This window comes from Nocardioides sp. WG-D5 (assembly GCF_054031175.1).
The window spans coordinates 350,329-374,717 of sequence record NZ_CM132928.1 but is presented as its reverse complement, the minus strand read 5'-3'; the positions used below and the strand labels follow the sequence as shown (position 1 = coordinate 374,717).

26 protein-coding genes are annotated in these 24,389 nt (G+C 70.5%); 18 read left to right on the top strand and 8 right to left on the bottom strand.

The genetic code is table 11. The features are described 5' to 3' along the window. The first annotated feature begins 5 nt into the window (after nucleotides 1-5). The 8 genes from ACWZJV_RS01885 (at nucleotide 6) to ACWZJV_RS01850 (ending at nucleotide 7,451) form a co-directional block, all read left to right on the top strand. Entirely contained in the window at nucleotides 6-1,217 is a 1,212-nt protein-coding gene (locus tag ACWZJV_RS01885) for an acyl-CoA dehydrogenase family protein (protein ID WP_008356707.1), read from the top strand. Continuing rightward, the gene (locus ACWZJV_RS01880; protein WP_457180037.1) at nucleotides 1,214-1,969 is read left to right on the top strand and encodes an SDR family NAD(P)-dependent oxidoreductase; all 756 of its coding nucleotides are present in this window, start codon (nucleotides 1,214-1,216) and stop codon (nucleotides 1,967-1,969) included. The genes ACWZJV_RS01885 and ACWZJV_RS01880 overlap by 4 nt, the downstream gene beginning before the upstream one ends. Before the next feature lie 34 nt (nucleotides 1,970-2,003). Then, on the top strand, nucleotides 2,004-2,762 hold the full coding sequence (locus tag ACWZJV_RS01875) for an SDR family NAD(P)-dependent oxidoreductase (RefSeq protein ID WP_457180036.1): 759 nt from the start codon (nucleotides 2,004-2,006) through the stop codon (nucleotides 2,760-2,762). Further along, nucleotides 2,759-3,814, top strand: coding sequence for an NAD(P)-dependent alcohol dehydrogenase (locus ACWZJV_RS01870; protein WP_457180035.1), 1,056 nt, complete (start codon nucleotides 2,759-2,761; stop codon nucleotides 3,812-3,814). The genes ACWZJV_RS01875 and ACWZJV_RS01870 overlap by 4 nt, the downstream gene beginning before the upstream one ends. 52 nt (nucleotides 3,815-3,866) lie before the next feature. Then, entirely contained in the window at nucleotides 3,867-5,366 is a 1,500-nt protein-coding gene (locus ACWZJV_RS01865; RefSeq protein ID WP_457180034.1) for a class I adenylate-forming enzyme family protein, read from the top strand. Between the two features lie 52 nt (nucleotides 5,367-5,418). Next, nucleotides 5,419-6,039: a TetR/AcrR family transcriptional regulator gene (locus ACWZJV_RS01860; RefSeq protein ID WP_008356698.1), complete on the top strand. Its 621-nt coding sequence runs from the start codon at nucleotides 5,419-5,421 to the stop codon at nucleotides 6,037-6,039. Between the two features lie 69 nt (nucleotides 6,040-6,108). Then, nucleotides 6,109-6,426, top strand: a complete 318-nt coding sequence (locus ACWZJV_RS01855; RefSeq protein ID WP_457180033.1) for an EthD domain-containing protein — start codon at nucleotides 6,109-6,111, stop codon at nucleotides 6,424-6,426. Continuing rightward, a complete protein-coding gene (locus ACWZJV_RS01850; protein ID WP_457180032.1) occupies nucleotides 6,426-7,451 on the top strand; it encodes an MBL fold metallo-hydrolase in 1,026 nt (341 codons plus the stop codon). Before ACWZJV_RS01855 ends, ACWZJV_RS01850 begins: the two co-directional genes overlap by 1 nt. Here ACWZJV_RS01850 and ACWZJV_RS01845 read toward each other — a convergent pair. Both ACWZJV_RS01845 and ACWZJV_RS01840 read right to left on the bottom strand, forming a co-directional pair. Beyond that, a complete protein-coding gene (locus tag ACWZJV_RS01845) occupies nucleotides 7,441-7,830 on the bottom strand; it encodes a hypothetical protein (protein ID WP_457180031.1) in 390 nt (129 codons plus the stop codon). The genes ACWZJV_RS01850 and ACWZJV_RS01845 overlap by 11 nt on opposite strands. A gap of 27 nt (nucleotides 7,831-7,857) precedes the next feature. After that, nucleotides 7,858-8,226, bottom strand: a complete 369-nt coding sequence (locus ACWZJV_RS01840) for a nuclear transport factor 2 family protein (RefSeq protein ID WP_008356690.1) — start codon at nucleotides 8,224-8,226, stop codon at nucleotides 7,858-7,860. A 91-nt stretch (nucleotides 8,227-8,317) separates the two neighbouring features. Between ACWZJV_RS01840 and ACWZJV_RS01835 the strand changes: the two genes are divergently transcribed. Both ACWZJV_RS01835 and ACWZJV_RS01830 read left to right on the top strand, forming a co-directional pair. Next, nucleotides 8,318-9,112: an SDR family NAD(P)-dependent oxidoreductase gene (locus ACWZJV_RS01835; protein ID WP_457180030.1), complete on the top strand. Its 795-nt coding sequence runs from the start codon at nucleotides 8,318-8,320 to the stop codon at nucleotides 9,110-9,112. Nucleotides 9,113-9,147: 35 nt separating this feature from the next. Next, nucleotides 9,148-11,082 (top strand): oxidoreductase, encoded by a 1,935-nt coding sequence (locus ACWZJV_RS01830; protein ID WP_457180029.1) that lies wholly within the window; start codon nucleotides 9,148-9,150, stop codon nucleotides 11,080-11,082. A gap of 14 nt (nucleotides 11,083-11,096) precedes the next feature. On the opposite strand, the gene ACWZJV_RS01825 is transcribed toward ACWZJV_RS01830, so the two are convergent. After that, a complete protein-coding gene (locus tag ACWZJV_RS01825; protein ID WP_457180028.1) occupies nucleotides 11,097-11,846 on the bottom strand; it encodes an SDR family NAD(P)-dependent oxidoreductase in 750 nt (249 codons plus the stop codon). 145 nt (nucleotides 11,847-11,991) lie between these two features. Here ACWZJV_RS01825 and ACWZJV_RS01820 point away from each other — a divergent pair, with 145 nt between their 5' ends. The 3 genes from ACWZJV_RS01820 to ACWZJV_RS01810 all read left to right on the top strand — a co-directional run bounded on the left by ACWZJV_RS01820 (nucleotide 11,992) and on the right by ACWZJV_RS01810 (nucleotide 16,001). Continuing rightward, entirely contained in the window at nucleotides 11,992-13,041 is a 1,050-nt protein-coding gene (locus tag ACWZJV_RS01820) for an ABC transporter substrate-binding protein (RefSeq protein WP_457180027.1), read from the top strand. Between the two features lie 40 nt (nucleotides 13,042-13,081). After that, nucleotides 13,082-14,782 (top strand): ABC transporter permease, encoded by a 1,701-nt coding sequence (locus ACWZJV_RS01815; RefSeq protein WP_457180026.1) that lies wholly within the window; start codon nucleotides 13,082-13,084, stop codon nucleotides 14,780-14,782. A 79-nt stretch (nucleotides 14,783-14,861) separates the two neighbouring features. Further along, nucleotides 14,862-16,001: an ABC transporter ATP-binding protein gene (locus tag ACWZJV_RS01810; RefSeq protein ID WP_457180025.1), complete on the top strand. Its 1,140-nt coding sequence runs from the start codon at nucleotides 14,862-14,864 to the stop codon at nucleotides 15,999-16,001. A 62-nt stretch (nucleotides 16,002-16,063) separates the two neighbouring features. Here ACWZJV_RS01810 and ACWZJV_RS01805 read toward each other — a convergent pair whose 3' ends face one another. After that, nucleotides 16,064-17,020: a zinc-binding dehydrogenase gene (locus tag ACWZJV_RS01805; protein ID WP_457180024.1), complete on the bottom strand. Its 957-nt coding sequence runs from the start codon at nucleotides 17,018-17,020 to the stop codon at nucleotides 16,064-16,066. A 62-nt stretch (nucleotides 17,021-17,082) separates the two neighbouring features. Between ACWZJV_RS01805 and ACWZJV_RS01800 the strand changes: the two genes are divergently transcribed. From ACWZJV_RS01800 to ACWZJV_RS01790, 3 genes are read left to right on the top strand one after another with little or no spacing between them, the layout of a single operon-like run. Then, nucleotides 17,083-18,114 carry an NADP-dependent oxidoreductase gene (locus tag ACWZJV_RS01800; RefSeq protein ID WP_457180023.1) on the top strand — a complete coding sequence of 344 codons (1,032 nt, stop codon included), beginning with the start codon at nucleotides 17,083-17,085 and terminating at the stop codon, nucleotides 18,112-18,114. Between the two features lie 7 nt (nucleotides 18,115-18,121). Beyond that, nucleotides 18,122-19,756 carry a class I adenylate-forming enzyme family protein gene (locus tag ACWZJV_RS01795; protein ID WP_457180022.1) on the top strand — a complete coding sequence of 545 codons (1,635 nt, stop codon included), beginning with the start codon at nucleotides 18,122-18,124 and terminating at the stop codon, nucleotides 19,754-19,756. Between the two features lie 22 nt (nucleotides 19,757-19,778). Continuing rightward, a complete protein-coding gene (locus tag ACWZJV_RS01790; RefSeq protein ID WP_457180021.1) occupies nucleotides 19,779-20,963 on the top strand; it encodes a thiolase family protein in 1,185 nt (394 codons plus the stop codon). A gap of 19 nt (nucleotides 20,964-20,982) precedes the next feature. Here the strand turns inward: ACWZJV_RS01790 and ACWZJV_RS01785 are convergent, their stop codons facing one another. After that, nucleotides 20,983-21,444, bottom strand: coding sequence for a GDYXXLXY domain-containing protein (locus ACWZJV_RS01785; RefSeq protein ID WP_457180020.1), 462 nt, complete (start codon nucleotides 21,442-21,444; stop codon nucleotides 20,983-20,985). Then, entirely contained in the window at nucleotides 21,441-22,610 is a 1,170-nt protein-coding gene (locus tag ACWZJV_RS01780) for a DUF2157 domain-containing protein (protein WP_457180019.1), read from the bottom strand. Before ACWZJV_RS01780 ends, ACWZJV_RS01785 begins: the two co-directional genes overlap by 4 nt. A 169-nt stretch (nucleotides 22,611-22,779) precedes the next feature. On the opposite strand from ACWZJV_RS01780, the gene ACWZJV_RS01775 reads away from it, so the two are divergent. Both ACWZJV_RS01775 and ACWZJV_RS01770 read left to right on the top strand, forming a co-directional pair. Continuing rightward, on the top strand, nucleotides 22,780-22,986 hold the full coding sequence (locus tag ACWZJV_RS01775) for a hypothetical protein (RefSeq protein ID WP_457180018.1): 207 nt from the start codon (nucleotides 22,780-22,782) through the stop codon (nucleotides 22,984-22,986). 17 nt (nucleotides 22,987-23,003) lie between these two features. Continuing rightward, nucleotides 23,004-23,345, top strand: coding sequence for a hypothetical protein (locus ACWZJV_RS01770; RefSeq protein WP_196873942.1), 342 nt, complete (start codon nucleotides 23,004-23,006; stop codon nucleotides 23,343-23,345). Nucleotides 23,346-23,375: 30 nt separating this feature from the next. On the opposite strand, the gene ACWZJV_RS01765 is transcribed toward ACWZJV_RS01770, so the two are convergent. Further along, nucleotides 23,376-23,627, bottom strand: a complete 252-nt coding sequence (locus ACWZJV_RS01765) for a hypothetical protein (RefSeq protein ID WP_008356654.1) — start codon at nucleotides 23,625-23,627, stop codon at nucleotides 23,376-23,378. 136 nt (nucleotides 23,628-23,763) lie between these two features. After that, a complete protein-coding gene (locus ACWZJV_RS01760; RefSeq protein WP_457180017.1) occupies nucleotides 23,764-24,384 on the bottom strand; it encodes a class I SAM-dependent methyltransferase in 621 nt (206 codons plus the stop codon). Between the last annotated feature and the right edge of the window lie 5 nt (nucleotides 24,385-24,389).

The following is a 24,389-nucleotide window of genomic DNA, read 5'->3' as shown; positions in this document are numbered from 1 at the left end:
TCACCATGGACTTCGCACTCTCGCCGCGGACCGAGGAGCTCAAGGTCGAGCTCGAACGGTTCATGAGCGAGCACGTCTACCCGGCCGAGCCGGTCTACGACGCGCAGATCGCCGAGAACGACAACCCCCACGAGCAGCCGCAGATCATGCGCGACCTGCAGAAGATCGCTCGCGACCGCGGGCTCTGGAACCTGTTCATGACCCACGGCGACCGTGGCGCCGGGCTCACCAACCTGGAGTACGCCCCGCTGGCCGAGATCGTCGGCCGCTCCATCATCGGCAACGAGGCGATCAACTGCTCCGCCCCGGACACCGGCAACATGGAGATCCTGGCGATGTACGCCACCCCGGAGCAGCAGCGGCAGTGGCTCGACCCGCTGCTCGCCTGTGAGATCCGGTCCGCCTTCGCGATGACCGAGCCGGAGGTGGCCAGCTCGGACGCCACCAACATCACCTCGACGATCACCCGCGACGGGGACGAGTACGTCCTCAACGGCCGCAAGTGGTACACCTCCGGCATCCTCGACCCGGACTGCAAGCTCGTGATCTTCATGGGCAAGTCGGATCCGGACGGCCCGACGTACCGGCAGCAGAGCATGATCCTGGTGCCGGCCGACGCCCCCGGCATCGAGGTGCTGCGCGACCTGCCGATGTTCGGCTACCGCGACCGGCTCGGCCACGGCGAGGTGCAGTTCACCGACGTACGGGTGCCGGCGGCCAACATGCTCGGCGAGGAGGGCGACGGCTTCAAGATCGCCCAGGGACGGCTCGGTCCGGGCCGGATGCACTACGCGATGCGGGCCATCGGCTTCGCCGAGCGGGCGCTCGACCTGATGTGCCGGCGGGCGCTCTCCCGGGTCGCCTTCAAGGAGCCGCTGGCCGAGCGCGGGGTCGTCCGCGAGTGGATCGCGCGGAGCCGGATGGAGATCGACCAGATCCGGCTGCTCACCTTCCGCGCCGCCTGGCTGATGGACACCCAGGGCAACAAGTCCGCCCGCTCCGACGTGGCGGCGATCAAGGTCGCCGCGATGGAGACCGCGCACCGGGTCGTCGACCGCGCCGTACAGGTCCACGGGGCCGCCGGGGTCAGCGACGACACCGTCCTCGGCCGCCTCTACGCCATCACCCGTGCCCTCCAGATCGCCGACGGCCCCAACGAGGTGCACCTGCGCACCATGGCCCGCCTGGAGCTGAAGAAGCACGAGGCCGGCGCATGAGCGGGGAGCTGGCCGGCAAGGTCGCCCTGGTGACCGGTGCGACCCGTGGCCTCGGTCTCGCGATCGCGCAGGCGCTCGCGGCCGAGGGTGCCGCGGTCGTCGTGTCGAGCCGCAAGGAGGACGCCTGCCGCGAGGTCGCCGAGAAGATCGCCGCGACGTACGGCGTCGAGACGCTCGCCCTGCCGCTGCACGTCGGCCACTGGGACGAGATCGAGCCGGCCGTCGCGACGGTGGTCGAACGCCTCGGGCACCTCGACATCCTGGTCAACAACGCCGGGATCGCGCCGCTCGCGCCGTCGTTGCTCGAGGTCACCGAGGCGCTCCTGGAGAAGACGATGGAGATCAACCTCAAGGGTCCGTTCCGGCTGATGGCCGTCGCCGGCGCCCACATGCGCGAGCGCGGAGCGGGCTCCATCATCAACATCTCCAGCATCGGTGCCGTACGTCCGAGCCCGGCCGAGGCGATGTACGCCGCCGCCAAGAACGGCCTCAACGCGCTCACCCAGGCCTTCGCCCAGGAGTACGCCCCGCAGGTGCGGGTCAACTGCGTGCTGCCCGGCGCGTTCGAGACCGACATGGCCGCCGGCTGGGACGAGGAGTTCCTCGACCTCGTCACCCGCAACCTCCCGGCCGGCCGGCTCGGCAGGCCCGAGGAGGTCGCGAGCATGGTCGTCCATCTCGCCGGCGACCGCTCGGGCTACACCACCGGCGCCCTCATCGCCGTCGACGGCGGCCGTACCGCCGTCTACTGACCCACCCCTCATCAGATCTCCCTGGAAGGACACCATGGACCTGCCACACGCCTTTGACCTGAGCGGTCGCGTCGCCATCGTGAGCGGCGCCTCGTCCGGGCTGGGGGAGGGCTTCGCGCGGTCGCTCGCGGCCGCCGGTGCCACGGTGTTCGCGGCCGCGCGCCGGGTCGAGCGTCTGGAGCAGCTCGCGGCCGAGGTGGCGAACGTGGTCCCGGTCCGTTGCGACGTCACCGACGACGAGGACCGCAGGGCCCTCGTCGCCGCCGCGTCCGCCCACGGGTCGATCGACCTCCTGGTCAACAACGCGGGCCGAGCCGGTGGCCCCGACGCGCTGGCGGAGACGGTGCCGGAGTTCGAGAGCCTGCTCCAGCTCAACGTCGTCGCCGGCTTCGCCCTCTCCGCCGAGGTCGTCAGGTCGCTGCCTCCCGAGCACCCCTCCTCGATCATCAACATCTCCTCCGTCGTCGGCCTCGGCTCCACGGCTCCCATCGGCGGAGCCGGGTACGCCGCGTCCAAGGCCGCGGTGATCGGGATGACCCGCGAGCTCGCCGGTCAGTGGGGTCGTCGCGGGATCCGGGTCAACGCGGTGGTGCCGGGATGGTTCGATACCGAGATGACCGATGGGCTGTTCACCAACGACAAGTCAGCGACCTGGGTACGCCGTGGCACCATGCTCAACCGCAGTGGCCGCGACGGCGAGGTCGACGGAGCCGTCCTCTTCCTGGCCTCGGACGCCGCCTCGTACGTCACGGGGCAGGTCCTCGTCGTCGACGGCGGATGGACCGCGAAATGACCGACACGATGCTCGCCGTACGTTTCGAGGCCTGGGGCGAGCGCGCCCGCCTGCGCGAGGTCCCGATCCCCGAGCCCGGCCCCGACGGGGTGCTCCTCCAGGTGACCGCCGCCGGGATCTGCCACTCCGACCTGCACGTCGAGGAGTCGCCGCCCGGCCGGCTGCCGTTCTCGCTCCCGTTCACGCTCGGGCACGAGGTCGCCGGCACCGTCGTCGCCGTCGGTGACGACGCCGACCCGGGCTGGATCGGCCGCGCCGTGGTCGTCCACGGCGTCTGGGGCTGCGGCACCTGCCGCCGGTGCCGCGCCGGCCGGGAGAACTACTGCCTCGAGCGACCGCCCGCGATCGGCAACGGTCTCGGGTACGACGGCGGCCTGGCGGAGTTCATGGTGGTTCCGTCGACCCGGTATCTGGTGCCGGCCGACGGCCTCGACCCCGTGCAGGCGGCTCCGCTCACCGATGCGGCGCTCACGGCGTACCACGCTCTCAAGCCCTTCCTGCCCGAGCTCGACGCGGAGTCTCGTGCGCTCGTCATCGGAGCAGGCGGCCTCGGCCACTTCGCGGTCCAGCTCCTCGCGCAGACGGCGGCCAGGATCGTCGTGGTCGACCCGAAGCAGGCGGCCCGCGAGCTGGCCTCCGAGCTCGGCGCCCACGAGACGCTGCCCGACCTGGAAGCGGCGGCCCGCACGGCCGCGACGCCGACCACCCGGTTCGACGCGGTCTTCGACTTCGTCGCAGCCGAGTCGACCATGGCCGCCGCGGTCTCGCTCCTCGCCCCCGGCGGCTCGGTCCGGGTCGTCGGCGGCGCCGGTGGTGTCCTGCCGGTCGGCAAGGATCTCGGCTTCCCGCAGGGCTGGTCGGTCTCGGCGCCCTTCTGGGGACCCAAGCCCGATCTGGCGGCTGTCGTCGAGCTCGCCCGTGCCGGACGGCTGCACGCCCACACCGAGACGTTCCCGCTCACCGGCGCGATCGAGGCCTACGACCGGCTCCGATCCGGCGAGATCCGTGGCCGCGCCGTGGTGATCCCCGCCACAATGACCTCGCGCACATGACTCGGGACCAGGTGGCAAACCATGAATCAAGTGCACCCCAGGAGATGATCTGATGCGGATGTTGGCCGAGGAGTTCGCCGGTCGAGTGGCCACGGAACCAGACCGCGTGGTGGTGATCGACGCCGACGGCGAGCACACCACCGCCGAGGTGTGGCACGCGGCAGAGGCGCTCGCCGCGACCATCGCGGGCCTGGTGGAGGGTGCCCCCACGATCCTCGTCCAGGCCGACAACTCGTGGCGCACCCTGGTCACCGTTCTGGCCACCGGTCACCTCGGCGGCTTCGTCGCCGTGTTCAGCAGCCACGCGACCGCCGACGAGTTCGACCTCGCACTCGAGGACGTACGCCCCGACGTGGTCGTCGCCTCCGACGGCTGCGTTGCGACCTGGGACGTCGCCCGCAAGGGCTTCGACGGGGAGGCCGCCGACCTCGACGGCTGGGCCGTACGCGCCGTTCCCGGGCGGACACGGGGGACCGATCGATGGAACGGTGGCGTCGCGGTCGCGATGACCTCGGGTTCGACCGGCCGGCCGAAGTGCGTCGTCCAGTCCGAGGAAGCCCTGCGTTTCGCCGGCCGGGCGACGATCGACGCCGTCGGGCTGCAGGCCGGCGACCGGGTCGGTGCCTTCGTACCGCTCTCGTCGGTCGCGGCCCTCTGCTTCGGTCTCTACCTGCCCGCCATGCTCGGCGGCACGATGGTCTGCCTGCCCAAGTGGAACCCTGCGGACGCGCTCGACCTGATCCGCGAGGAGCAGGTGCGCTGGACGATGCTGGTGCCCACGATGGCGCTCCAGTTCGCCATGGTCGACGGTGCGGCCGGCGGCCTCTCCTCGCTGGCGGCGATGACCGTCGGCGGTGGTCCGATGGATGCCGGCGCGCTCGGTCGTGCCGAGGATCTGCTCGGCACCAGGTTCCTGCGTGTGTTCGGGATGTCGGAGTGCCTCGGACACACCACCCCGCTCCCGTCCGACCCCGCCGAGGTACGCCTCGGCCGCGACGGTCGCCCGTTCCCCGGCATCGAGGTGCGCGTCGTCGACGACCAGGGTGCGCCGCTTCCCGGTGGTGAGGTGGGCCGTGCCCAGGTCAAGGGACCCTCGCTCTTCACCGGGTACGCCCGCGACGGGGCTCCGGTGCCGCCGGAGCTCACCGAGGACGGGTTCTTCTTCACCGGGGACCTCGCCCGCGTCAACGAGGACGGCACGATCAACATCGTCGGCCGCGAGAAGCAGATCATCATCCGTGGCGGCCGCAACATCGACATCAACGAGGTCGAAGCGGTCGTGGCCTCGGTACCCGACGTGGTCCAGGTCTGCGTCGTCCCGGTGCCGGACCCGGTGCTCGGGGAGCGTGCGGCCGCACTGGTCGTCACGCCGAACCCGTCCCTGGACCTCGGGGCGGTGCGCGCTCACCTGGAGTCACGGGGCACGCCGAAGCATCAGTGGCCGGAGTTCGTCTTCGTGGTCGAGGACCTGCCGCAGAACCGCGTGGGGAAGCTCGCGCGCAAGGATGCGACGCGATTGGCCGCCGAACTGGTACGGTCGATGCCCCACTGAATTGACCTCAAGTCGGCTATTCTCGAAGAGAATCCCAGGAGAAAGGTTCGCCATGGCGCGTCAGGCGACCGTGACAGAGAGCCCCCGTTCGAAGCGCGGGCTGATCCTCAGCGCTGCAGTCGAGAGCTTCGGTGACCACGGGTTCGAGCTCACCAAGTGGGCCTCCGTCGCCGACAAGGTCGGCATCGGGCAGACAGCGCTCTACCACTACTTCGAGTCGAAGGTGCACTGCCTGCTGACGATCATGAGCACCGAGCTCGAGCGCAGCGCCAGCCGCTTCGAGAGGGTCGTCTCCGTCGAGGACGCGCCCGTTGACCAGCTGCGTGCCGCGGTCCGGGCGGCGTTCGACGTGACGCCCCAGGAGGTGCTGCAGATGCGCATCCTGCAGAGCCACATGGACCTGCTGGCGACCCCGCGACTGTCCGAGCGCGAGGAGGCCGAGCGGCAGCACGCCCGCGAGCTCGTCCGCAAGGTCGAGGAGAACTGGACCGGCCTGATCGAGCGTGGCATCGGGTCGGGCGACTTCGCCGACCGCGACCCCGAGCAGACCAGTCGCGCGGTGCTCGCTCTCGTGGTGAGTGTCTGGCGTTGGTACCGCACCGGCGGACCGACGACGCTCGAGGAGACCCGCGATTTCATCTCCGACGCCGTCCTCCGGCTCGTCGGCCCCTGACCCATCCGGTTCCCGGTCCGCGCGGACCTCTGTCCGCAGAACCCAAACAGAATTCAGATCAGGAGTGACATGTACAACCTCATCTTGATGGCCTCTCGTCCCGAGGACTGGTCGCACGAGCAGTTCATCGAGTGGTGGCGTGGCGAGCACGCCGAGGTGACGTACCCGCTTCCCGGTCTGCGCCGATGGCTGCACACCGACGTCCAGGTCGCCCTCGAGGAGCGGTCGGAGGGCTGGGACGGTGTCTCGATCCTGAGCTTCGACAGCAAGGAGGCCCTCGACCGGGCGCTCGCGAGCGAGGAGTGGGCCGCCGCGATCAAGCACGTGGGCCGCATGCGTGGCCACCGGATCGCCGTCATGGGCGAGGAACGGATGATGGTCGGCTGATGCCCGCCTCCGAGGCCTGGTGGGGCACACCCGGCTGCTACCAGGTCGTCGACGGCATCCACCGGATCCCGCTGACCATGCCCAACGACGGCCTGCGTGCCGTCAACGTGTACGCCGTCGAGACCGCCGAGGGGCTGCTCCTCGTCGACGGCGGCTGGGCGGTGCCGTCCGCGGTGGACGAGCTCGAGTCGGCGCTGAGGGCGATCGGGCGCTCGCCGCGGGAGGTCAGCGACGTACTGGTCACCCACATCCATCGCGACCACTACACCTTCGCCGTACGGCTACGGGAGAGGTACGGCCCTCGCGTCCACCTCGGCCGGCTCGAACGCCCCGGTCTGGTCGCGATCCAGGAGCTGGGCAACAACGTCCCGCTCAGCTCGCTGCGCGAGCTCCGCCGATCGGGCGCTGACGATCTCGGCCGGGTGATCGAGAAGGAGACCGAGCTCGAGCCGTACGACGTCGCCGACTGGGCAGACCCCGACGGCTGGCTCGACGCCGGCCCGCTCGCGATCGCCGGCTGGCAGGTGGAGGCCGTGCACACACCGGGCCACACCAAGGGTCATCTGGTCTTCCACGACGAGGAGCGTGGGCTGCTCTTCTCGGGCGATCACGTGCTCCCTACGATCACGCCGTCGATCGGCTTCGAGCTCGGTGAGTGGGACCTGCCGCTCAAGCACTACCTGGAGTCGCTCGCGCTGCTCCTGGACCGGGCCGACGCCCGGCTGATCCCCGCCCACGGGTATCCGACCGACAGCGTCCACGACCGGGTCCGCGCCCTGCTCGCGCACCACGAGCACCGGTTCGGTCAGGTGGCCGCCGTCCTCGACGCCCATCGGTGGGCGATGACGGCGGCCGAGGTCGCCGAGCGGCTTCCGTGGACCCGGCGCGAGGTGCCGTACGCCGATCTCGACGCCTTCAACCGGATGATCGCGATCTGCGAGACGGCCGCCCACCTCGACGTCCTGGCCGACCGTGCCGATGTCGCGGTCGGCCAGGAGGACGGGATCGACCGCTTCAGTCGGTGAACCGCACCTGCGGGGTACGGCAGATCAGCAACCGCCGTACGCGGCCGCTGGCCGGGTCGAGCTGGGCGCTCGCGTTGAAGGACGCCTCGAAGGCGCCGTCGCGTCGCGTCTCGCCGAGGGCCAGCTCGGAGTCGTCCACCCGCGAGCCCGCCAGCAGATGGTGGGTGAGCACGCTGACCTCGCGCTGCGCCAGGTAGGCGACCAGTCCGGCTCGGTCGCCCTGGAACTCCGCGGCCTGGTCGGCGCCCTTGGAGAAGAGGATCGAGAGCTGGAAGTCGTCGGTGATCATGTCGAGGACCCGCTCGGGGGTGGTCGAATCCATGATCTCGAACCAGTCGTGCAGCAGCGGGGTCGAGCTGGAACTCATCGTCTGTGACATGCGGGATGTCTCCTTCGTGGATCGGGATCAGTCGGGCAGGAGGCCGAGCTCGGGGTCGAAGGCGACCTGGTACGCGGCGATCAGGCCGTCGTCGCCCAGCCGGGCCGCGGCGAGGAAGTGGCCGGTCACGGTCGCCTCGTCCTCGACGACGGCGCCATAGACGAACTCCACGTTGCCGGCGACCGAGGAGCGCTGCGGTACGTGGCGGCGTACGACATCGCCACGGCCCGACAGGTAGGCGACGAGGTCCGTACGGCCGATCCCACGGACGGCGCGGTTGGGCAGCAGGATCGCGAACTCCACGTCGGGTGTCACGAGTGCCATGCCGGCATCGAAGTCGCTCGCGTCGACGGCGGCGTAGTAGCGGACCAGCGTGGGAGAGGTCTCGATGGACATGACTTGAACTTAGTTCAGGGACTATGGGTTGTCCAGGGGATTGATGTGATAGAGGTTACATATCCAACCGACTTCAGTTTGAGGAGAGCGCATGAGCGGGCAGCAGGCCGCGCGATTCGACGGGCAGGTCGCCCTGGTGACCGGAGGTGGCTCCGGCATCGGTGCCGCGGTGGCGAGGCGGCTCGCCGCGGAAGGCTGTGCTCGGGTGCACATCGCTGACATCGACGGAGCCAACGCCACCGCGGTCGCGGAGTCCGTGGGCGGCCGCGCTCATCTGGTCGATGTCGCCGACCCGCAGTCGGTCGACGACCTCGTCGCCGCCGTCACCGGGGCGGACGACCGGCTGGATGTCGTCGTCCACACCGCCGGCGTGGACGACCCCGCCGCCAAGGCGCGGATCCTCGCGGCCCAGGAGTCGGGCGAGCCCGTCGACGTGCTGAGCGATCTCGACGACGACGGCTGGCGCCGGGTCATGTCGATCAACCTCGACGGCACCTTCCACGTGCTCCGCGCGGCCGTACGGGCGATGCGTCCGCGTGGCGGGGGAGCGATCGTGACCGTCGGCTCCTCGGCCGCGTACGACACGCTCGTCGGCTACCCACACTACGCGGCCTCAAAGGCGGGCCTGCACGCCTTGTCGCAGTCGGTCGCCAAGGAGGTCATCCCGTACGGGATCCGGGTGAACACGGTCGCCCCCGGCCCGGTCGACACCCCGATGGCCGGGCGCACGCCGGGTGCTGTCCGCAAGGCGATGGAGGCGAGCGGTGCCATCGGGTACGCCTCGGCCGACGACCTCGCCGACAACATCTGCTACCTCGCCTCTCCGGGCGCCAAGAACGTCGTCGGGGCGGTGCTGCTCAGCAACGGCGGCCGCTTCACCGTCTGAAGAACCACCCCGGAACCGCCGCTGAAAGGACCCCCATGGGCACCGACTTCCCACACCTCTTCTCGCCCTTCACCATCGGCTCGATGTCGGTGAAGAACCGGCTGGTCGCACTCCCGGCCGGAACGAGCATGGCCGTCGACGGCGTGCCGACCCATGGCGACACCGAGCACTTCGAGCGTCTCGCCGCCGGCGGCGTCGGCATGATCATCGGTGGCGCCACGGTCGTCCATCCGACGACCACGCTGCGTTCGCGCAAGCTGGTCGAGGCCTATCTCGACGAGTTCGTCCCGGCCGCGGCGGCCAAGGCCGACGTCATCCACCGCCACGGCGCCAGGTTCATCGGGCAGCTGTGTCATCTGGGACGCGAGTTCATCGGCGGCGAGTCCGACTCGCCGCCGGTCGCGCCGTCGCCGATCAAGACGGTCCGCGATGCCTATCCGCCTCATGAGCTCACCGTCGCCGAGATCCACGACATCGTCGAAGGGTGGCGGGTGTCGACGCAGAACCTGGTCGAGGCCGGAGCCGACGGGGTCGAGATCCACGCCGCTCACGGGTATCTGCCCGCGCAGTTCATGTCGCCGCTGACCAACCGGCGCGAGGACGCCTTCGGCGGCTCCTTCGAGAACCGGATGCGGTTCCTGCACCTCGTCATCGAGGCGATGCGGTCGGTCATCCCCGAGGGCTTCGTCCTCGGCGTACGTCTCTCGGGCGAGGAGGAGATCCCCGGCGGGATGGACATCGACGACTGCGTACGCATCGCCGAGGATCTGGCCGGCTCCGGAGTCGACTACTTCAGCATCACGCACGGCACTCGCGGCAAGTACGTCAAGGACTCGACGAACCCGGACGCCATCGCGGTGCCGTCGGCGGCGCGCGTGAAGGCGGCCACCGGTCTGCCGACCCTCGTCGGGCAGCGCATCCGGGACGCGGCGACCGCCGACCACATCGTGAAGACGGGGCGTGCCGATCTGGTCGGGATGGCCCGCGCCCTGATCGCCGACCCCGATCTTCCGGCCAAGTCCGAGTCCGGCCGGGTGAGCGAGGTGCGCGGCTGCCTCGGCATCAACCAGGACTGTCGCGCCTTCGATCCGCACCTGCACTGCGCGGTCAACGCCGAGATCGGCCGCGGGCGGCATCGCAACGTCGGTGTCCGTGTCGATGCCCCGAAGGAGATCTACGTCGTCGGGGGAGGGCCGGCGGGTCTGGAGACGGCCCGGGTCGCGGCCGGCCGCGGCCACCGGGTCACCCTCTTCGAGCAGTCGCCGCAGTTCGGCGGTACGGCGCGGGTGGCCGCCGCATCTCCGCACCGGGCGACCTTCATCGACGTCGTCGACTACCAGGAGCGGGAGCTCAAGAGGCTCGGCGTCGACGTGAACCTCGCCGCCGGCATCGATGCCGACGACCTCCAGGAGATCCTCGGGATGGCCGATCACGTCGTGGTCGCGACCGGATCGCGACCGGCGGATCCGCCCGCGGAGCTGGCCGGCCGGCCGTTCGCGACCGTCGACGACGTGATCACCGGTGAGCTGGAGCACGACGGCGACCGGCGTGCGCTCGTCTACGACGAAGGAGACGGGTTCTGGCCTGCGTACAGCGCGGCCGAAGCGCTGGTGCGAGCGGGCTGGCAGGTCACCTTCGCGACCGCCCTCGGAGCGCTCGCCTCCCGGGTGCCGGCCGAGAGCGCTGGTCCGCTGCTCACCCGGCTCGGCGCCGCCGGGGTCGACCTGCGGGTCGCGAGCACGGTCGTCGTACCCGAGGACCCGGCGGCGTCGCTCCAGCTGGCGCCGGTCTTCGGTGGTGAGCCGGTGGATCTCGGGCCGGTGCTCACCGTCTGGCACCGGCCGCGGGTCCCTGTGCTGCTGCCGGGTGTGGTCGCCGGCGATAAGGTGAGCGTGATCGGCGACTGCCTCACGCCGCGGCGGGTCTCGCACGCGATCGCGGAGGGCTACCGGCTCGGCGCCGAGCTCTGAGCCGGTAGGCGTCGTCAGCGAGCGGTCCAGCCGCCGTCGGCGTACACCTCGCTGCCGGTCATGTAGCCGGCGTCGTCGCTGCCGAGGAAGGCGACGGCGCCGGCGATCTCGGCCGGGGTGCCGAGGCGGCCCATCGGAGTGTTGGCGAGCATCGCCTGGTGGCGCGGTGAGCCGCCGAACCGCTCGATCAGCTGAGGGGTCTCGATGAATCCCGGATGCAGCGAGTTGACGCGTACGCCCCGGGTGGCCCAGTGCAGGGCGGCGTTCTTCGTCATCGTGCGCACCGCTCCCTTCGCCGCGTGGTAGGCGATGCTGTTGCCGAGGCCGCCGGTGCTGCCCAGGATCGAGGCGACGTTGACGATCGATCCGCCGCCGCTGCGCTCCAGCAGCGGTCCGACATGCTTCATCCCCAGCCAGACCCCGGTCTGGTCGACCGCGACCACCCGGTCCCAGGTGTCGCGCTCCTCGTCCTCGACGGTCGCGATGCTGCCGATCGCGGCGTTGTTGATCAGCACGTCGAGTCCGCCCCAGGCGGCCTCGAGCTGCGAGGCGGCGTCGCGCCACTGCTCCTCGTCAGCGACATCCAGCTCGAGGCTGAGGTGGCCGGTGCCGGTGAGGGAGTCGAGGAGGGGACCGAGATCGGTCCCGGCCAGGTCGGCTGCGGCGACCCGCGCGCCCTCGGCGCTGAGCCGGGCGCAGATCTCACTGCCCAGCCCGCCGCCCGCTCCGGTCACCAGCACTCGCCGATCTGCGTACCGCTTCATCCTTCACCTCGTCCTCTCGGTCCCGCGAATCCTCAAGTGAATTCAATGAGACTTTTCCTTGCCATCGTGTGACCTGCGCCATACAGTCTACCTGAACCAACTTCACTTTAGTAACCAGAAGATGCTGTGCCATAAGGGAGAAGAGATGATCAGACGACGACTGTTCGCGCTGGCCGCCGCCACGGTGGCGCTCGCGACGACCCTGACGGCCTGCGGTGGCGCTGCCACCGAGACCGAGCTCGCAGGTAGCTGGGACGAGATCGTCGCGGCGGCCAAGGACGAGGGCTCGGTCACCCTCTACTCCACGCATGCCCCCGACAACCTCGAGCTGCTGAAGAAGGCGTTCGAGGCGAAGTACGGGATCAAGCTGAACTACGTACGCGGCACCGACGCCGACATCGTCCCCAAGGTCGAGACCGAGATCCAGACCGGCCAGGGCACCGCGGATGTCCAGATGGCGACCGACGCGGGCTTCATGGACCGTGCCACGAAGGAGAACTGGAACGTCGAGGTCGTCGGCCCGAGCTTCGACAACGCCGACTACAAGCGCTCCGAGAGCATCAAGGACGGCAAGTGGTTCCTCTCCAGCGCGACCGTCTTCGGCTACGGGTGGAACACCAGCAAGCTGCCGAAGGGCCTGCACACCTACGAGGACGTCCTGGCCGCCGACACGAAGGGCGGGAAGCTGGGCATCACCAACCCGGCCGGCATCCCGACGTACGTGGACATGTACCGCCGGATCGACGCCGACTGGGGCGGTGGGTTCGTGGAGAAGCTCGCCGCGCAGAAGCCGCGCATCTACCCGAGCGCCGTGGCCATCGACCAGGCGATCGCCTCCGGTGAGATCTGGGGCTCCCCGATGGCGGCCACGACGATGCTCGACACGAAGGCGAGCGGCGCACCGGTCGACTTCGTGGTCCCCAAGGACCCGTTCGGGGTCCCGTGGTACAGCCAGGTGCTCGCCTCGGCGCCGCACGCCAACGCCGCCCAGGTGCTCGCCGACTTCATGGTGACGCCCGAGGGGCAGGCCGCCATCTCGCACAACTACGTGGCCGTGCTGCCCGACGTCGAGGGGACCGGCGTCCCCGGCTCGGACCTGCTGGCGCAGGACATCGAGCTGCCCGACCCGAAGACGCTCGACCAGGACTCGGTCAACGAGTACCAGAAGCAGTGGGAATCGCTCTTCCAGGGCTGATCACCGCCCCTTCGCCGACCCCGACCTCGAGGAAGACCTCATGACCACGATCGTCAGCAGCACACTGCCTCGTCTGCGCGGCGACGCCGCCACCTGGCGCGCGCGCCTGACGTACGCGCCCTTGATCCTCATCCTCGGGTATCTCGTCGTGGTGCCGCTCTATCGGCTCCAGTCGCTCGCGTTCGCCGACGGCGCGAGCGGCTACCGGGCCCAGTTCGGGCGCGACGACATCGGGGAGACGCTCCGTACGACCATCCTGCTCGCGGTGGTCTCGCTGGCCATCGCGATGGTGCTCGGCACCGTCCTCGCCTTCGCGACGAGCCGGCTCCCGCGGCGACTCGGCTTCCTGCGGGTCGTCCCGCTGCTGCCGATCGTGATGCCGTCGGTGGCCAACGTGGCCGGCTGGGCGTTCCTGCTCTCGCCGGGCCCCGGCTACCTCAACGCCATGCTGCGGCACCTGCCGTGGTGGCAGGACCTCGAGAGCGGTCCGGTCAACATCTACAGCACGACCTGGATCATCATCATCACCGGCTTCGGGCTGACCTCGTTCGTCTACCTCTTCGTGAGCGCCGGGATGCAGAACATCGGCTCGGAGCACCTGGAGGCCGCGGCGATCAGCGGGTCCTCCACGATCGGGGTCTTCTTCAAGGTCGTGCTGCCGCTGCTGCGCCCGTCGCTGGTGTACGGCGCTGGTGTCGCGCTGCTGCTCGGGCTCGGCCAGTTCACCGGGCCACTGCTGCTCGGGCAGAACGAGGGCGTGAACGTGCTCACCACGGAGATGTATCGGCGCACGAGCGAGTCGCCGACCAACTTCGCCGCGGCAGCGGCCGCGGGATCGCCCCTGGTGATCTTCGGGCTGCTGGTGATCTTCGCCCAGCGCTACCTGCTCGGCAACCAGGCGCGGTTCGTCACCCACGGCGGCAAGTCCTTCGCGCCGACGCACGGCCGGTCCGCCTGGGCGGCTGTCGTCGTCGCGGCGTACGGGCTGGTCGCGCTCGTGCTGCCGTTGATCGGGGTGATCCTGGTGTCGCTCTCGCCGTTCTGGTCGGCCAACCTGTCGTGGGGCCTGTTCACGCTGGACAACTACCGCGCGCTGGTCGAGACCCCGGGCATCGTCGAGTCGGTGGTGACGAGCGTGGTCACCTCGCTGATCGCGGTCGCGATCTGCGTGCCGATCGGGCTCGGCGTCGCCCAGCTGATGGTGCGGCGGCGGGACCTGCCGCTCGTCCGCCTCCTCGGTGACCTGATCACCGCGCTGCCGCTCGGGATACCGGCCGTGATCTTCGGCGTCGGCTTCCTGCTGACGTACACCCAGCCGCCGTTCATCCTCTACGGCACCAAGGCGATCATCGTGCTCGTCTACGTCGTCCTGATGATCCCGTTCGCGACCCGGATGCAGCTCACGGCGCTGGTGTCGATGGGCAACACCTATCAAGAGGCGTCGGCGGTGAGCGGCGCCGGCCCGGTGCGTACCGCACTCACCGTCACGCTTCCCATGCTCAAGCCGGCCGTGCTGAGCTCCGTCGCCCTGATGTTCATCCTGCTCACCCACGAGTTCGCCGCCTCGATCATGGTGCGCTCGGCGACGACCCAGGTGATGGGCACGCTCCTCTACGACCAGTGGACCAACGGCTCGTACCCGCTGGTCGGGGCGATGGCGATCCTGATGTCCGCCGTCACCGGAGCCGGTGTCGCCATCGCGATGCTGGTCGGTGGCCGAAACGTGCTCGACAACCTCTGAGGGAGCGGCCCGGGCGTCCGCCGCCCGTGTCGTACGCCCCGTCGTAATCCCATCAAGCAAGTCCATGGAGGAATGGCCGATGTCCGCCAAGTTCCGAGTCGAAGGACTCACCAAGTCGTACGGATCGAACGTCGTCGTCGACCACCTCGACCTCGAGATGGAGGAAGGCGAGTTCCTGGTCCTGCTGGGCCCGAGCGGCTGCGGCAAGACGACCACCCTGCGCTGTCTGGCCGGCCTGGAGACCCCGGAGTCCGGTGTCATCGACTTCAAGGGGCGTCACGTCTTCGACTCCGGCCAGCGGGTGAACGTGCCGGCGCACAAGCGGGACGTCGGCATGGTGTTCCAGTCGTACGCGCTGTGGCCGAACATGACCGTGCGCAAGAACATCGCCTACCCGCTGAAGGTGCGCAAGATGCGCGAGGCGCTGGCCGGCGGGCGGGTCGAGGAAGCAGCCGCGATGGTGCACTGCGAGCACCTGCTCGATCGCTACCCGAGCCAGCTCAGCGGTGGGCAGCAGCAGCGCATCGCCGTCGCCCGGGGCCTGGTCTCGCGTCCGGACCTGGTGCTCTTCGACGAGCCGCTGAGCAACCTCGACGCGCGGCTGCGGGACACGGTGCGTACCGAGATCCACCGGTTGCACGAGAGCCTCGGCTTCGGGGCGGTCTTCGTGACCCACGACCAGTCCGAGGCGTTCGCGCTCGGTGACCGGCTGGCCATCATGCGCGCCGGCAGGATGGAGCAGGTCGACACGCCGCAGCGGGTCTTCGCCGACCCGGCGACCGACTACGTCGCCGAGTTCATCGGCATGTCCAACCGGCTCGAGCTGCACCGCACGACCGCGGGATGGCGTACGAACGCGGGTGTCGACATCACGCTCGAGCGGGATCTGCCCGACTCGGACGCGGTGGTCGCCCGGCTGTGGCCCGACGACCTCGAGCTCTACCGCGACGTGGCGTCGGTGCCGTCCGGCGTCGTCGCTCTCGAGGCCGAGCTGCTCGCCTCCGAGTTCGGAGGACGCACGTACGACGTCACCGTTGCCGCAGGGCAGGAGGAGTTCCGGCTCCGGGCGAGCAGTGCGCTGCACGGGTCGTGGCTGCGTGGCGCTGAGGAGGGTACGAAGGTGGTCATCGGGCTGCGCCCCGAGACCATGCAGGTCTATCCGTTGGACGCGGCAGCCGGGGGCGAGGCTGCGGCCAGGCCGCTGGTCGCGGCATCCTGAGGCGGCCGAGGTCGCTGCGCGTGCAGCGACCTCGGCCCGGCCTCGGGCAGCGTGACCTGGGGTCAGTCGGTGGTGACCACGAGCCGGCCCGTGACCCGGCCGGCCCGGAGGCGCTCGATGCCCTCCGGGACCCGGTCGTGGTCGAGGTGCTCGACGGTCGGGGTGATCTCGCCACGGGCGAGGTAGTCGTACACCGTGGCGATGTCCTCGCGGGTGCCGCCGGAGGAGCCGTGGATGTGGGCGCGCTGGTGGATGACGTCGGCGGTGACCAGGGTCGTCTCGACCGCGCCCAGGCCGACCATGACGATGGTGCCGCCCTTGCGGATCGCGCCGACCGCCGCCGAGGTGGTGGAGCCGAAGCCGGCGAAGTCGATCACCGCGTCGAGGCCGAGTCCGATCAGGTCCTCCGCCCGCGGGTGCACGGCGGCGAGGCCGAGCTGCTCGCCGAGAGCCACGGCGGCGGGGCTGGTGTCGGCGGCGTACACCTCGGCGCCGAGCAGGGCGGCGATGCGGGCACCGAACTGACCGAGGCCGCCGAGCCCGATGATGCCGACGCGGTCGCCGGCGCCGACCCGGGCGACCTCGGCGACCGCGTGGTGGGAGGTCATGCCTGCGTCCGTGCCGGCGGCGGCCAGGTCGAACCGAAGACCGTCGGGCATGGCGACCAGGTCGGTGGCAGGAGCGAGGGTGTAGGCGGCGTACCCGCCGTCGCGGCTGTAGCCCGGGACGGTCTCGCCGAGAGGGTGCACGCCGACCCGGTCCCCGACCTGCCACTGCGTGACGGCCGCGCCGACCTGCGCGATCTCGCCCGCGATCTCGTGGCCGAGGGTGATCGGGTTGCGGGTGATGGTGGCCGCCCACGACGGCTCGTCCAGCTCGCCCACGTCGGAGTGGCACATGCCGGCCGCGCGCACCCGGATGAGGACCTCGTCGGCCGCGGGGGTGGGGACCGGCACCTGGTTGAGCGTGAGAGGGCGTCCGGTCCCGGTCCATTGCCAGGCAGCCATTGCGGTGTTCACGGAACTGAAGTTAGTTTGGTTCAGGCGCCGTGTCCAGGCGGCCGAACCATCGAGGAGGTTCTGTGAAGAGCACTCAGGTGCACGTGGTCACGCTCCCGGACGGTGATGTGCGTCCGGAGCACTTCGAGCTCGTGAGCGTCGACCTGCCCGATCCGGAGGCCGGTCAGGTGCTGGTCCGCAACACCTGGACCTCGGTCGATCCGGGGATGCGGCTCCGGCTGCGTGCCGACGCACCCGAGGGCTACTTCCCGGCCTTCCCGCTGGGCGAGCCGATGGACGGGATCTTCACGGTCGGAGTCGTCGAGGAGTCCCGTGCGGAGGGCTTCCCGGTCGGTGCGACGGTGTGGCACTCCTACGGCTGGCGCAGCCACGCGGTCGTCGATCCCGGCGAGGTCGCGATGAACGGGGTCGCCGACCTGCGGGTCCTCGACGTCGAGCAGCTCTCGCCCCAGACCTACCTCGGTCCCCTCGGCCCGATGGGCCTGACGGCGTACGCCGGCCTGCACGTGATCGACGCGCTCGATGCCGGCGAGGACACCTCGACGATCTGGGTGTCGGCGGCCGCTGGGGCGGTCGGGAGCCTGGTCTGCCAGATCGCGAAGCTGTCCGGCCTGCGGGTCGTCGCGAGCGCGGGCACCGCGGAGAAGGTCGCCTGGCTGCGTGACGAGATCGGCGTGGACGCCGCCTTCGGCTGGCGCGACCGCCCGCTGGTGGAGTCGCTGCGCGATGCCGCGCCCGAGGGGCTCGACCTCTGCTTCGACAACGTCGGCGGCAGCCACCTCGAGGCCGCCCTCGCGGCGATGAACAACCGTGGCCGGATCGCCCTGTGCGGCTCGATCTCGGAGTACGAAGGGGCAGCCGCCGGTCCGGACAACCTCTTCCTCGCCACCTCCAAGAACCTGACCCTCCGCGGCTTCCGGGGGAGCGCGCACGTGCGGCTGCTCGACGAGATGCAGCAGCGGGTCGGTGGCTGGCTCGCCGAGGGCCGGCTGCACTACCGCGAGAGCGTCTACGACGGTCTCGCCCAGGCGCCGCGGGCGATCGCCGACATGATGGCGGGACGTACGACCGGCAAGACGCTGGTCCGGATCTGAGGGCCGGATGTCTCGCCCGATCGCGCCCACCTGGCGTCCCACCCCCGAGATCGAACGCTTCTACCGCGCTTCCGGGATGTGGCACGCGGCCAGCGTCACCGACGACCTGCGGCGCTGCGCCGACCGCTTCGGTGACAAGGTCGCGGTCCGCGACTCGACGACCCGGCTGACGTTCGGCCAGCTCTGGGACCGAGCCGCCGCGCTCGCCGGCTGGTTGCGCGAGCGCGGTCTGCGCCGCGGGGAGGCGGTCGCCGTCCAGCTGCCCAGCTGGACCGAGGCGGTCGTGGCGTTCCACGGGGTGCTGATGGCCGGCGGTGTCGTGGTGCCGATGACGAGCATCCTGCGCCGGCGCGAGGTCGGCTTCATCGTTCGTCAGACCGGTGCCCGCTTCGCGATCGCCGCCGAGGAGTTCCGCGGATACTCCTACCGCGACCTCTACGCCGACCTGACCGGTGAAGGCGTCGGGCTCGACCATGTCCTGTGGGTACGCGGCGGGGCAGGCGGCGAGCGCTTCGAGGAGGCGCTGCGTACCCGACCGGTGGACGTCGAGACCGCGCTCGCGAGCGCCGGGCGGGACGGCGACGTCGCGCTCGTCATCTACACCTCGGGGACCACCGCCGACCCGAAGGGCGCGATCCACACGCACGAGGGGATCGCGGCCTCGGGCGACATCTGTCAGCGCGCGTTCGGGCTCAACGAGAACGACGTCCTCTTCAACCCCTCGCCGGTCAGCCACATCACCGGCATCTCGCTGAGCGTGCTCTTCCCGGTCGCCTTCGGCTGCTCGGTCACCCTCCAGGAGGCCTGGGACCCGCAGCAGGCGTTCGATGTGGTCGAGCGCGACCGGACGACCTTCTTCATCTTCGCCACCCCGTTCCTGGCCGCCCTCACCGCGATCGCGGAGGACCGCGGCGTACGTCTGGACCACGTCCGGACGATCGTGTGCGGCGGCGCGGACGTACCCGAGGCGCTCGCCCGCCGCGCTCGTGAGCGGCTCGGCACGGTCGTTCGGATGTACGGCGCCACCGAGTGCCCCAACGCCAGCTGTGGCTCGCCGTGGGACCCGGAGCTCCAGCGCTGGGGCACCGAGGGGCACTGGCTCTTCCCGACCGAGGGGCGGGTCGTTGATCCCGGCACCGGCACGGACCTGCCGTCCGGCTCGGTCGGTGAGGCCTGGTGGCGCGGGCCGCAGCTGTGCTCGGGGTACGTCGACGCCGAGCGCAACGACGCCTTCACCGCCGACGGCTGGTTCCGCACGGGCGACCTCGTGCGCCTCGACGCCGGTGGCTGGCTGACGGTGCAGGGCCGGATCAAGGACGTCATCAACCGCGGCGGCGAGAAGTTCAGCGCACGGGAGATCGAGGACCTGGTCGCCGAGGTGCCCGGCGTCGCCGACGTGGCGGTCACGCCCGTGCCCGACCCCGTGCTCGGCGAGCGCGTCTGCGCCTGGGTCGTGCTCGAGCCCGGCGCCGACCTCGACCTGGCGGCCCTCACGGCCCACCTACGCGGCCTCGGCCTGACCACCCAGAAGCTGCCCGAGCGGCTCGAGGTCATCGACGAGATGCCACGCACACCGAGCGGAAAGATCCGCAAGACCGACCTGCGCGACCGCCTCGAGGCCGCGCCGACGACCCGGCTCTGACCGGGTCAGATGGAGGAAGACAGTGACCAAGGAACGCATCGTCGTGCTCGACGGGGCCCGGACCCCGATCGGCAGCTTCGGCGGCCAGTTCAAGGACGTACCGGCCCACCGGCTCGGCGCGGCGGCGGTCACCGAGGCGCTCGAGCGCTCCGGTGTGGCCGCAGCCGACATCGAGGAGGTCGTGATGGGCTGCATCGGCCAGGTCGGACCCGATGCGTACAACGCCCGGAGGGTCGCCATCGAGGCAGGTCTGCCCACCTCGGTCCCCGCGTTCACCGTCAACCGGCTGTGCGGCAGCGGGCTGCAGGCCATCTGGTCGGCCGCCCAGGAGATGCGCTGGAACGACCTGCGGGTCACCGTCGCCGGCGGCGACGAGTCGATGACCCGGATGCCGTTCTACGACTTCGGCGCCCGCAACGGCTACAGGCTCGGCGACCGCGATCTGGTCGACGGCACGGTCGCGATGCTCACCGACCCGTTCGGAGGTGTGCACATGGGGGTGACCGCGGAAGCCGTCGCCGAGAAGTACGGCGTCTCCCGTGCGGAGCAGGACGAGTTCGCGCTGCGATCCCAGCAGCGGTGTGCGGCGGAGGCTGCGAAGGCGGCCTTCGCCGAGGAGATCGTCCCCGTCGAGATCTCGGGGCGTCGGGGCGTCACCGTCGTCGACACCGACGAGCACCCCAAGCCGCAGACCACGCTGGAGGTGCTTGCCGCGCTGCGGCCGGCCTTCGCCCAGGGCGGTACGGTCACCGCCGGCAACGCCTCCGGGATCAACGACGGCGCCGCCGCGGTCGTGCTCGCGACCGAGTCGGCCGCTCGTGACCGCGGCGCGACCGGACTGGTCGCGCTCGAGCAGGTGGTGACCGCGGCGATGGAGCCGGGTCTGATGGGGTACGCCCCGACGCCCGCCCTGCGCAGTCTCTTCGAGCGCACCGGTCTGACCCCTGCCGACATCGACATCGTCGAGCTCAACGAGGCCTTCGCCTCCCAGGCGGTCGCGGTCTCGCGAGACGTGGGGCTCGATCCGGAGCGCACCAACCCCTACGGCGGGGCGATCGCGCTCGGCCACCCGGTCGGGGCGACCGGCGCGATCCTGTCGTTGCGAGTGGTCAAGCACCTGCGACGTACGGGAGGTGAGCTGGGCATCGTCACGATGTGCATCGGCGGCGGGCAGGCCCTCGCCGCGCTGTTCCGTCGCCTCGACTGATGCGCCCGGTGGACGTCCGTCAGCGCTCCTGGACCGAGACGAGAGCCGCGTTGCCGCGCGAGTCGACCTTCACCACGGCGACGGCGTGGCCGCCGTTGACCTCGGTCTCGATCTCCCGGGCCCGGTCCTGAGGAACGAAGAGGCTCTCGATGCCACAGCTGAGCCGCCAGCCGTCGTCGTGGCACTTCAGAAACGGTCCCTCGGCGGGGCGGTCGGTGTCGACGCCGGTGGCTTCCCAGACCTGGCCGCGTCGTGCCAGCGAGACGTACGCATCTCCGTCCTCCTTCGTCGTACGCGTGCTGATGCCGGGATAGGAGAGGTCGACGTAGGCGCCACGGAACGGGTCGATCGGGTCGACCGGCTCGACGCGGAGGCGGATCTCCTCGCCGATGGCGCGTGCGGAGAGCTGGCCGGCGACGGCGATGCCGACGAGGGCGAGGTTGAGGATGCTGACGAGTGCCACGCGGGTGCGAGTGTTCATGAGAGGACCTCACCGAGGTTGGCGGCCACGCCTCGCCGGGCGCGGTCGAAGACGAAGCCGGTGGCGAGCAGGAGCACGCCGAGCATCAGGAAGAGGGTGGCGCCGGACATGATCGGCGCGAATACCGCGAAGCTCTGCATGGTGGTGAAGACGACCAGCGCGCCGGTGGCGAGCACGACGAGCAGGGTCTGGTCGCGCACCGAGCCGTCGACCGCGACCGCACCGGCGACCACGACGTACACCGCGATGCTGACGAAGGCGGACAGCCACGCCTCGCCCGAGACCGAGCCGAGGTCGTCGACCTGCGGGTCCCAGGCCACCAGCGCGAGCCCGACCGGCACGATGAGCGCCGCGGCCAGCACCTCCCAGCGCGACAGCCCGTCCGTACGTACTGCCGCGGCTGCGACCAGGAGCCCCGCGATCACCAGCGCCACGAGGAGCGTGGGGCTCCACGCGAGGTCGCGGTCGCCGATCTGCGGGACGGCGGCGACGAAGAGGCCACCCAGGACGAGTACGCCGCCCGCCAGCCGCCACACCTGGGCGAAGGCCTCCTGGCCCCGGTCGTGCAGCGCGGCCATGGCGGTCGCGACCACACCGCCGACCAGCACCGCGAAGACGCCGGCGAACGTGCTCTCGCTGCTCGCCACCACCTGCCAGTCGAACCAGATCATCGTGGTCGAGATGCCGACGACCAGCGGCGCCAGGCCACTGCTCGCGTAGGCGTAGCCGAGCGCTCCGAGTCCCCAGATCCCCACCAGCGAAGGCTCGTACGCCGGCACCTGGAGGCTCTGCGCGGCCTGGAAGACGACGCCGCCGAAGCTCATCGCAGCGATGCCGCGGAACGCGCCGCGCAGGGGCCGGGGGAGCGGGATCGTCTCCGCGGCGGCGGTGAAGGCGAGCCAGATGACGACGATCCCGACGAACCGGACCAGCGGGGTCAGTGCGTCCAGGTTGGTCGCGACGAGCCACACCAGCCCGACGCCGAGGAACGCGCCACCGAGGTAGGAGACGACCCGCGTCAGCGACCCGGCTCGGGAGGCGACGTACTGCCTCTTGATCGTCGCCGCGGTGTCCCCGGTGAGGAGGCCCTCGCTCACCCAGCGGTCGATCTCGTTGTTCAGCCAGCCGAGCCGTCTCGGCGCGACGGGTCGTACGTCTGTGTCCATGTGACCATTGCAGCGGATCGTGGGGGAGCGGCGCGTGAGTCCAGGTACTCAACTCATCGGGTCCTGCGACCTTGACGCCTGCGGTCATTTCGGCTGCGCGGGCCGGGGCAGCGGCGATAGCCTTCGGTTATCCGCGGGAAACGCCCGCGTGGTGTGGACGGAGTGACGCGTGGCAGCGTGGTTGTTGATCCTGGTCGGAGCAGCGGCACTCGTCGTCGTGGTCGCCGTCGTGGCTCTGGTCTGGGTGCTCTCCGGTCGAGCCGAGCCAGGTGGCGTGATCAACCCGAACGACGACCCCGGCGTCCAGGCCGCACACGGTCAGGCCGAGCGGACCCACATCCAGCACAACTTCGGGGACGCCGGCCCCGGCTTCTGATCCTAAGGTTGAACGACGTGGCAGACGACATGGGTCGCAAGGACATCGAGGCGGGGTTGGAGACCCGCCATGAGCTGGGGGACGCCTTCGACGCCGAGCTGGTCGCCGGCTTCGCCGATCGCATCGAGAAGACCGTCCAGGAGCGGGTCGGGGCCACCGCCGCCGCCCGCACCCTCGCCGAGCGCAACGAGTCGCGCACCTCGGTCTTCCAGTTCGTGCTCGGCGCCGGCTCGGCCGTCGCCGGCATCCCGATCAGCATCACCCTCGGTGTCACCGACAACCTCGGCGCCCTGGTGATCTCCTGGGTGGGTATCGTCGGCGTCAACGTCGCCCACGCGCTGCGTACGCGCAAGCGCTGATGCGGGGGTGACAGCCCGACCGAGCGAGCCTCAGGGCGCGGTGGTGGGAGCCGGGGTGCGCTGAGGTCGCTGCTGCCGCCACTCACGTGCGCTGGACACGTAGATGGCGGAGTTGAGGACCACACCGAGCAGGAAGCCGAACTGCCCTGTCACGAGGGCGAAGGCGGTCCAGGGGATCTGGGTGATGAGCAGGAAGTGCTGCGCCCACCAGACCTTCCTGCCGACGAGCGCCGTTCCGGCGACTCCGAGAAGGGTCAAGGCGTAGGACCAGAGATCGGTCACGAGGGTGCGAAGGCTTTCTCAAACGTGCATGCGGTGGCCCGGGTTCGCTGGTCCCGAGTTGCGGCGAAGATTCGCTTGGTAGAAATCTTGACGGCTGCGGCTGGGTATCGTCAAAGTGACGCGAATGTGCGTCGCATCACGCCGAAGCGCGCCCTGCGGACACGTATCCCCACGGCTTGGAGAGGGCCGGGCCGGGGAGGTAGTCCTGCTGGAGGAGCTCGACCTGAAATCCCTGGTCGGCCAGGAGTTCCGGGATGTCGCGAGTGAGGTGGCAGCCGCCGAAGAGGCGTTGCTGGAGGCCGTCGAGGCGGTGCTGCCAGCGGGCGACCGCGGGGTCGGGGGAGAGGCCGTGCTCGGCGAAGCCGATGGTGCCACCCGGGCGCAGGACGCGGCGCAGCTCCGCGAGCGCGCCCGCGACGTCGGGGATGGTGCACAGCGAGAAGGTGACCAGCCCCGTGTCGACCGAGGCGTCGGCGAGCGGGAGCCGGGCGCCGTCGAGACCGACGCGGCTCACCGGGACCGAGGAGCCGGCACGCCGTGTCGCGGAGAGCTCCCAGGCGACATCGGAGGGCTCGACGGCGACGATCTCGGTGACCTCGGGCGGATAGAGGCCGATGTTGCTACCGCTGCCGAAGCCGACCTCGACGACCTGACCGCGGAGACCGTCACACGCCAGCTCGCGCAGCGGCTCGAGCTGCGGGAGACCGCAGGTGCGGTCCACGATGTGGGGCACCACGCGCGTCTCCCAGAGTCCCATGAGAG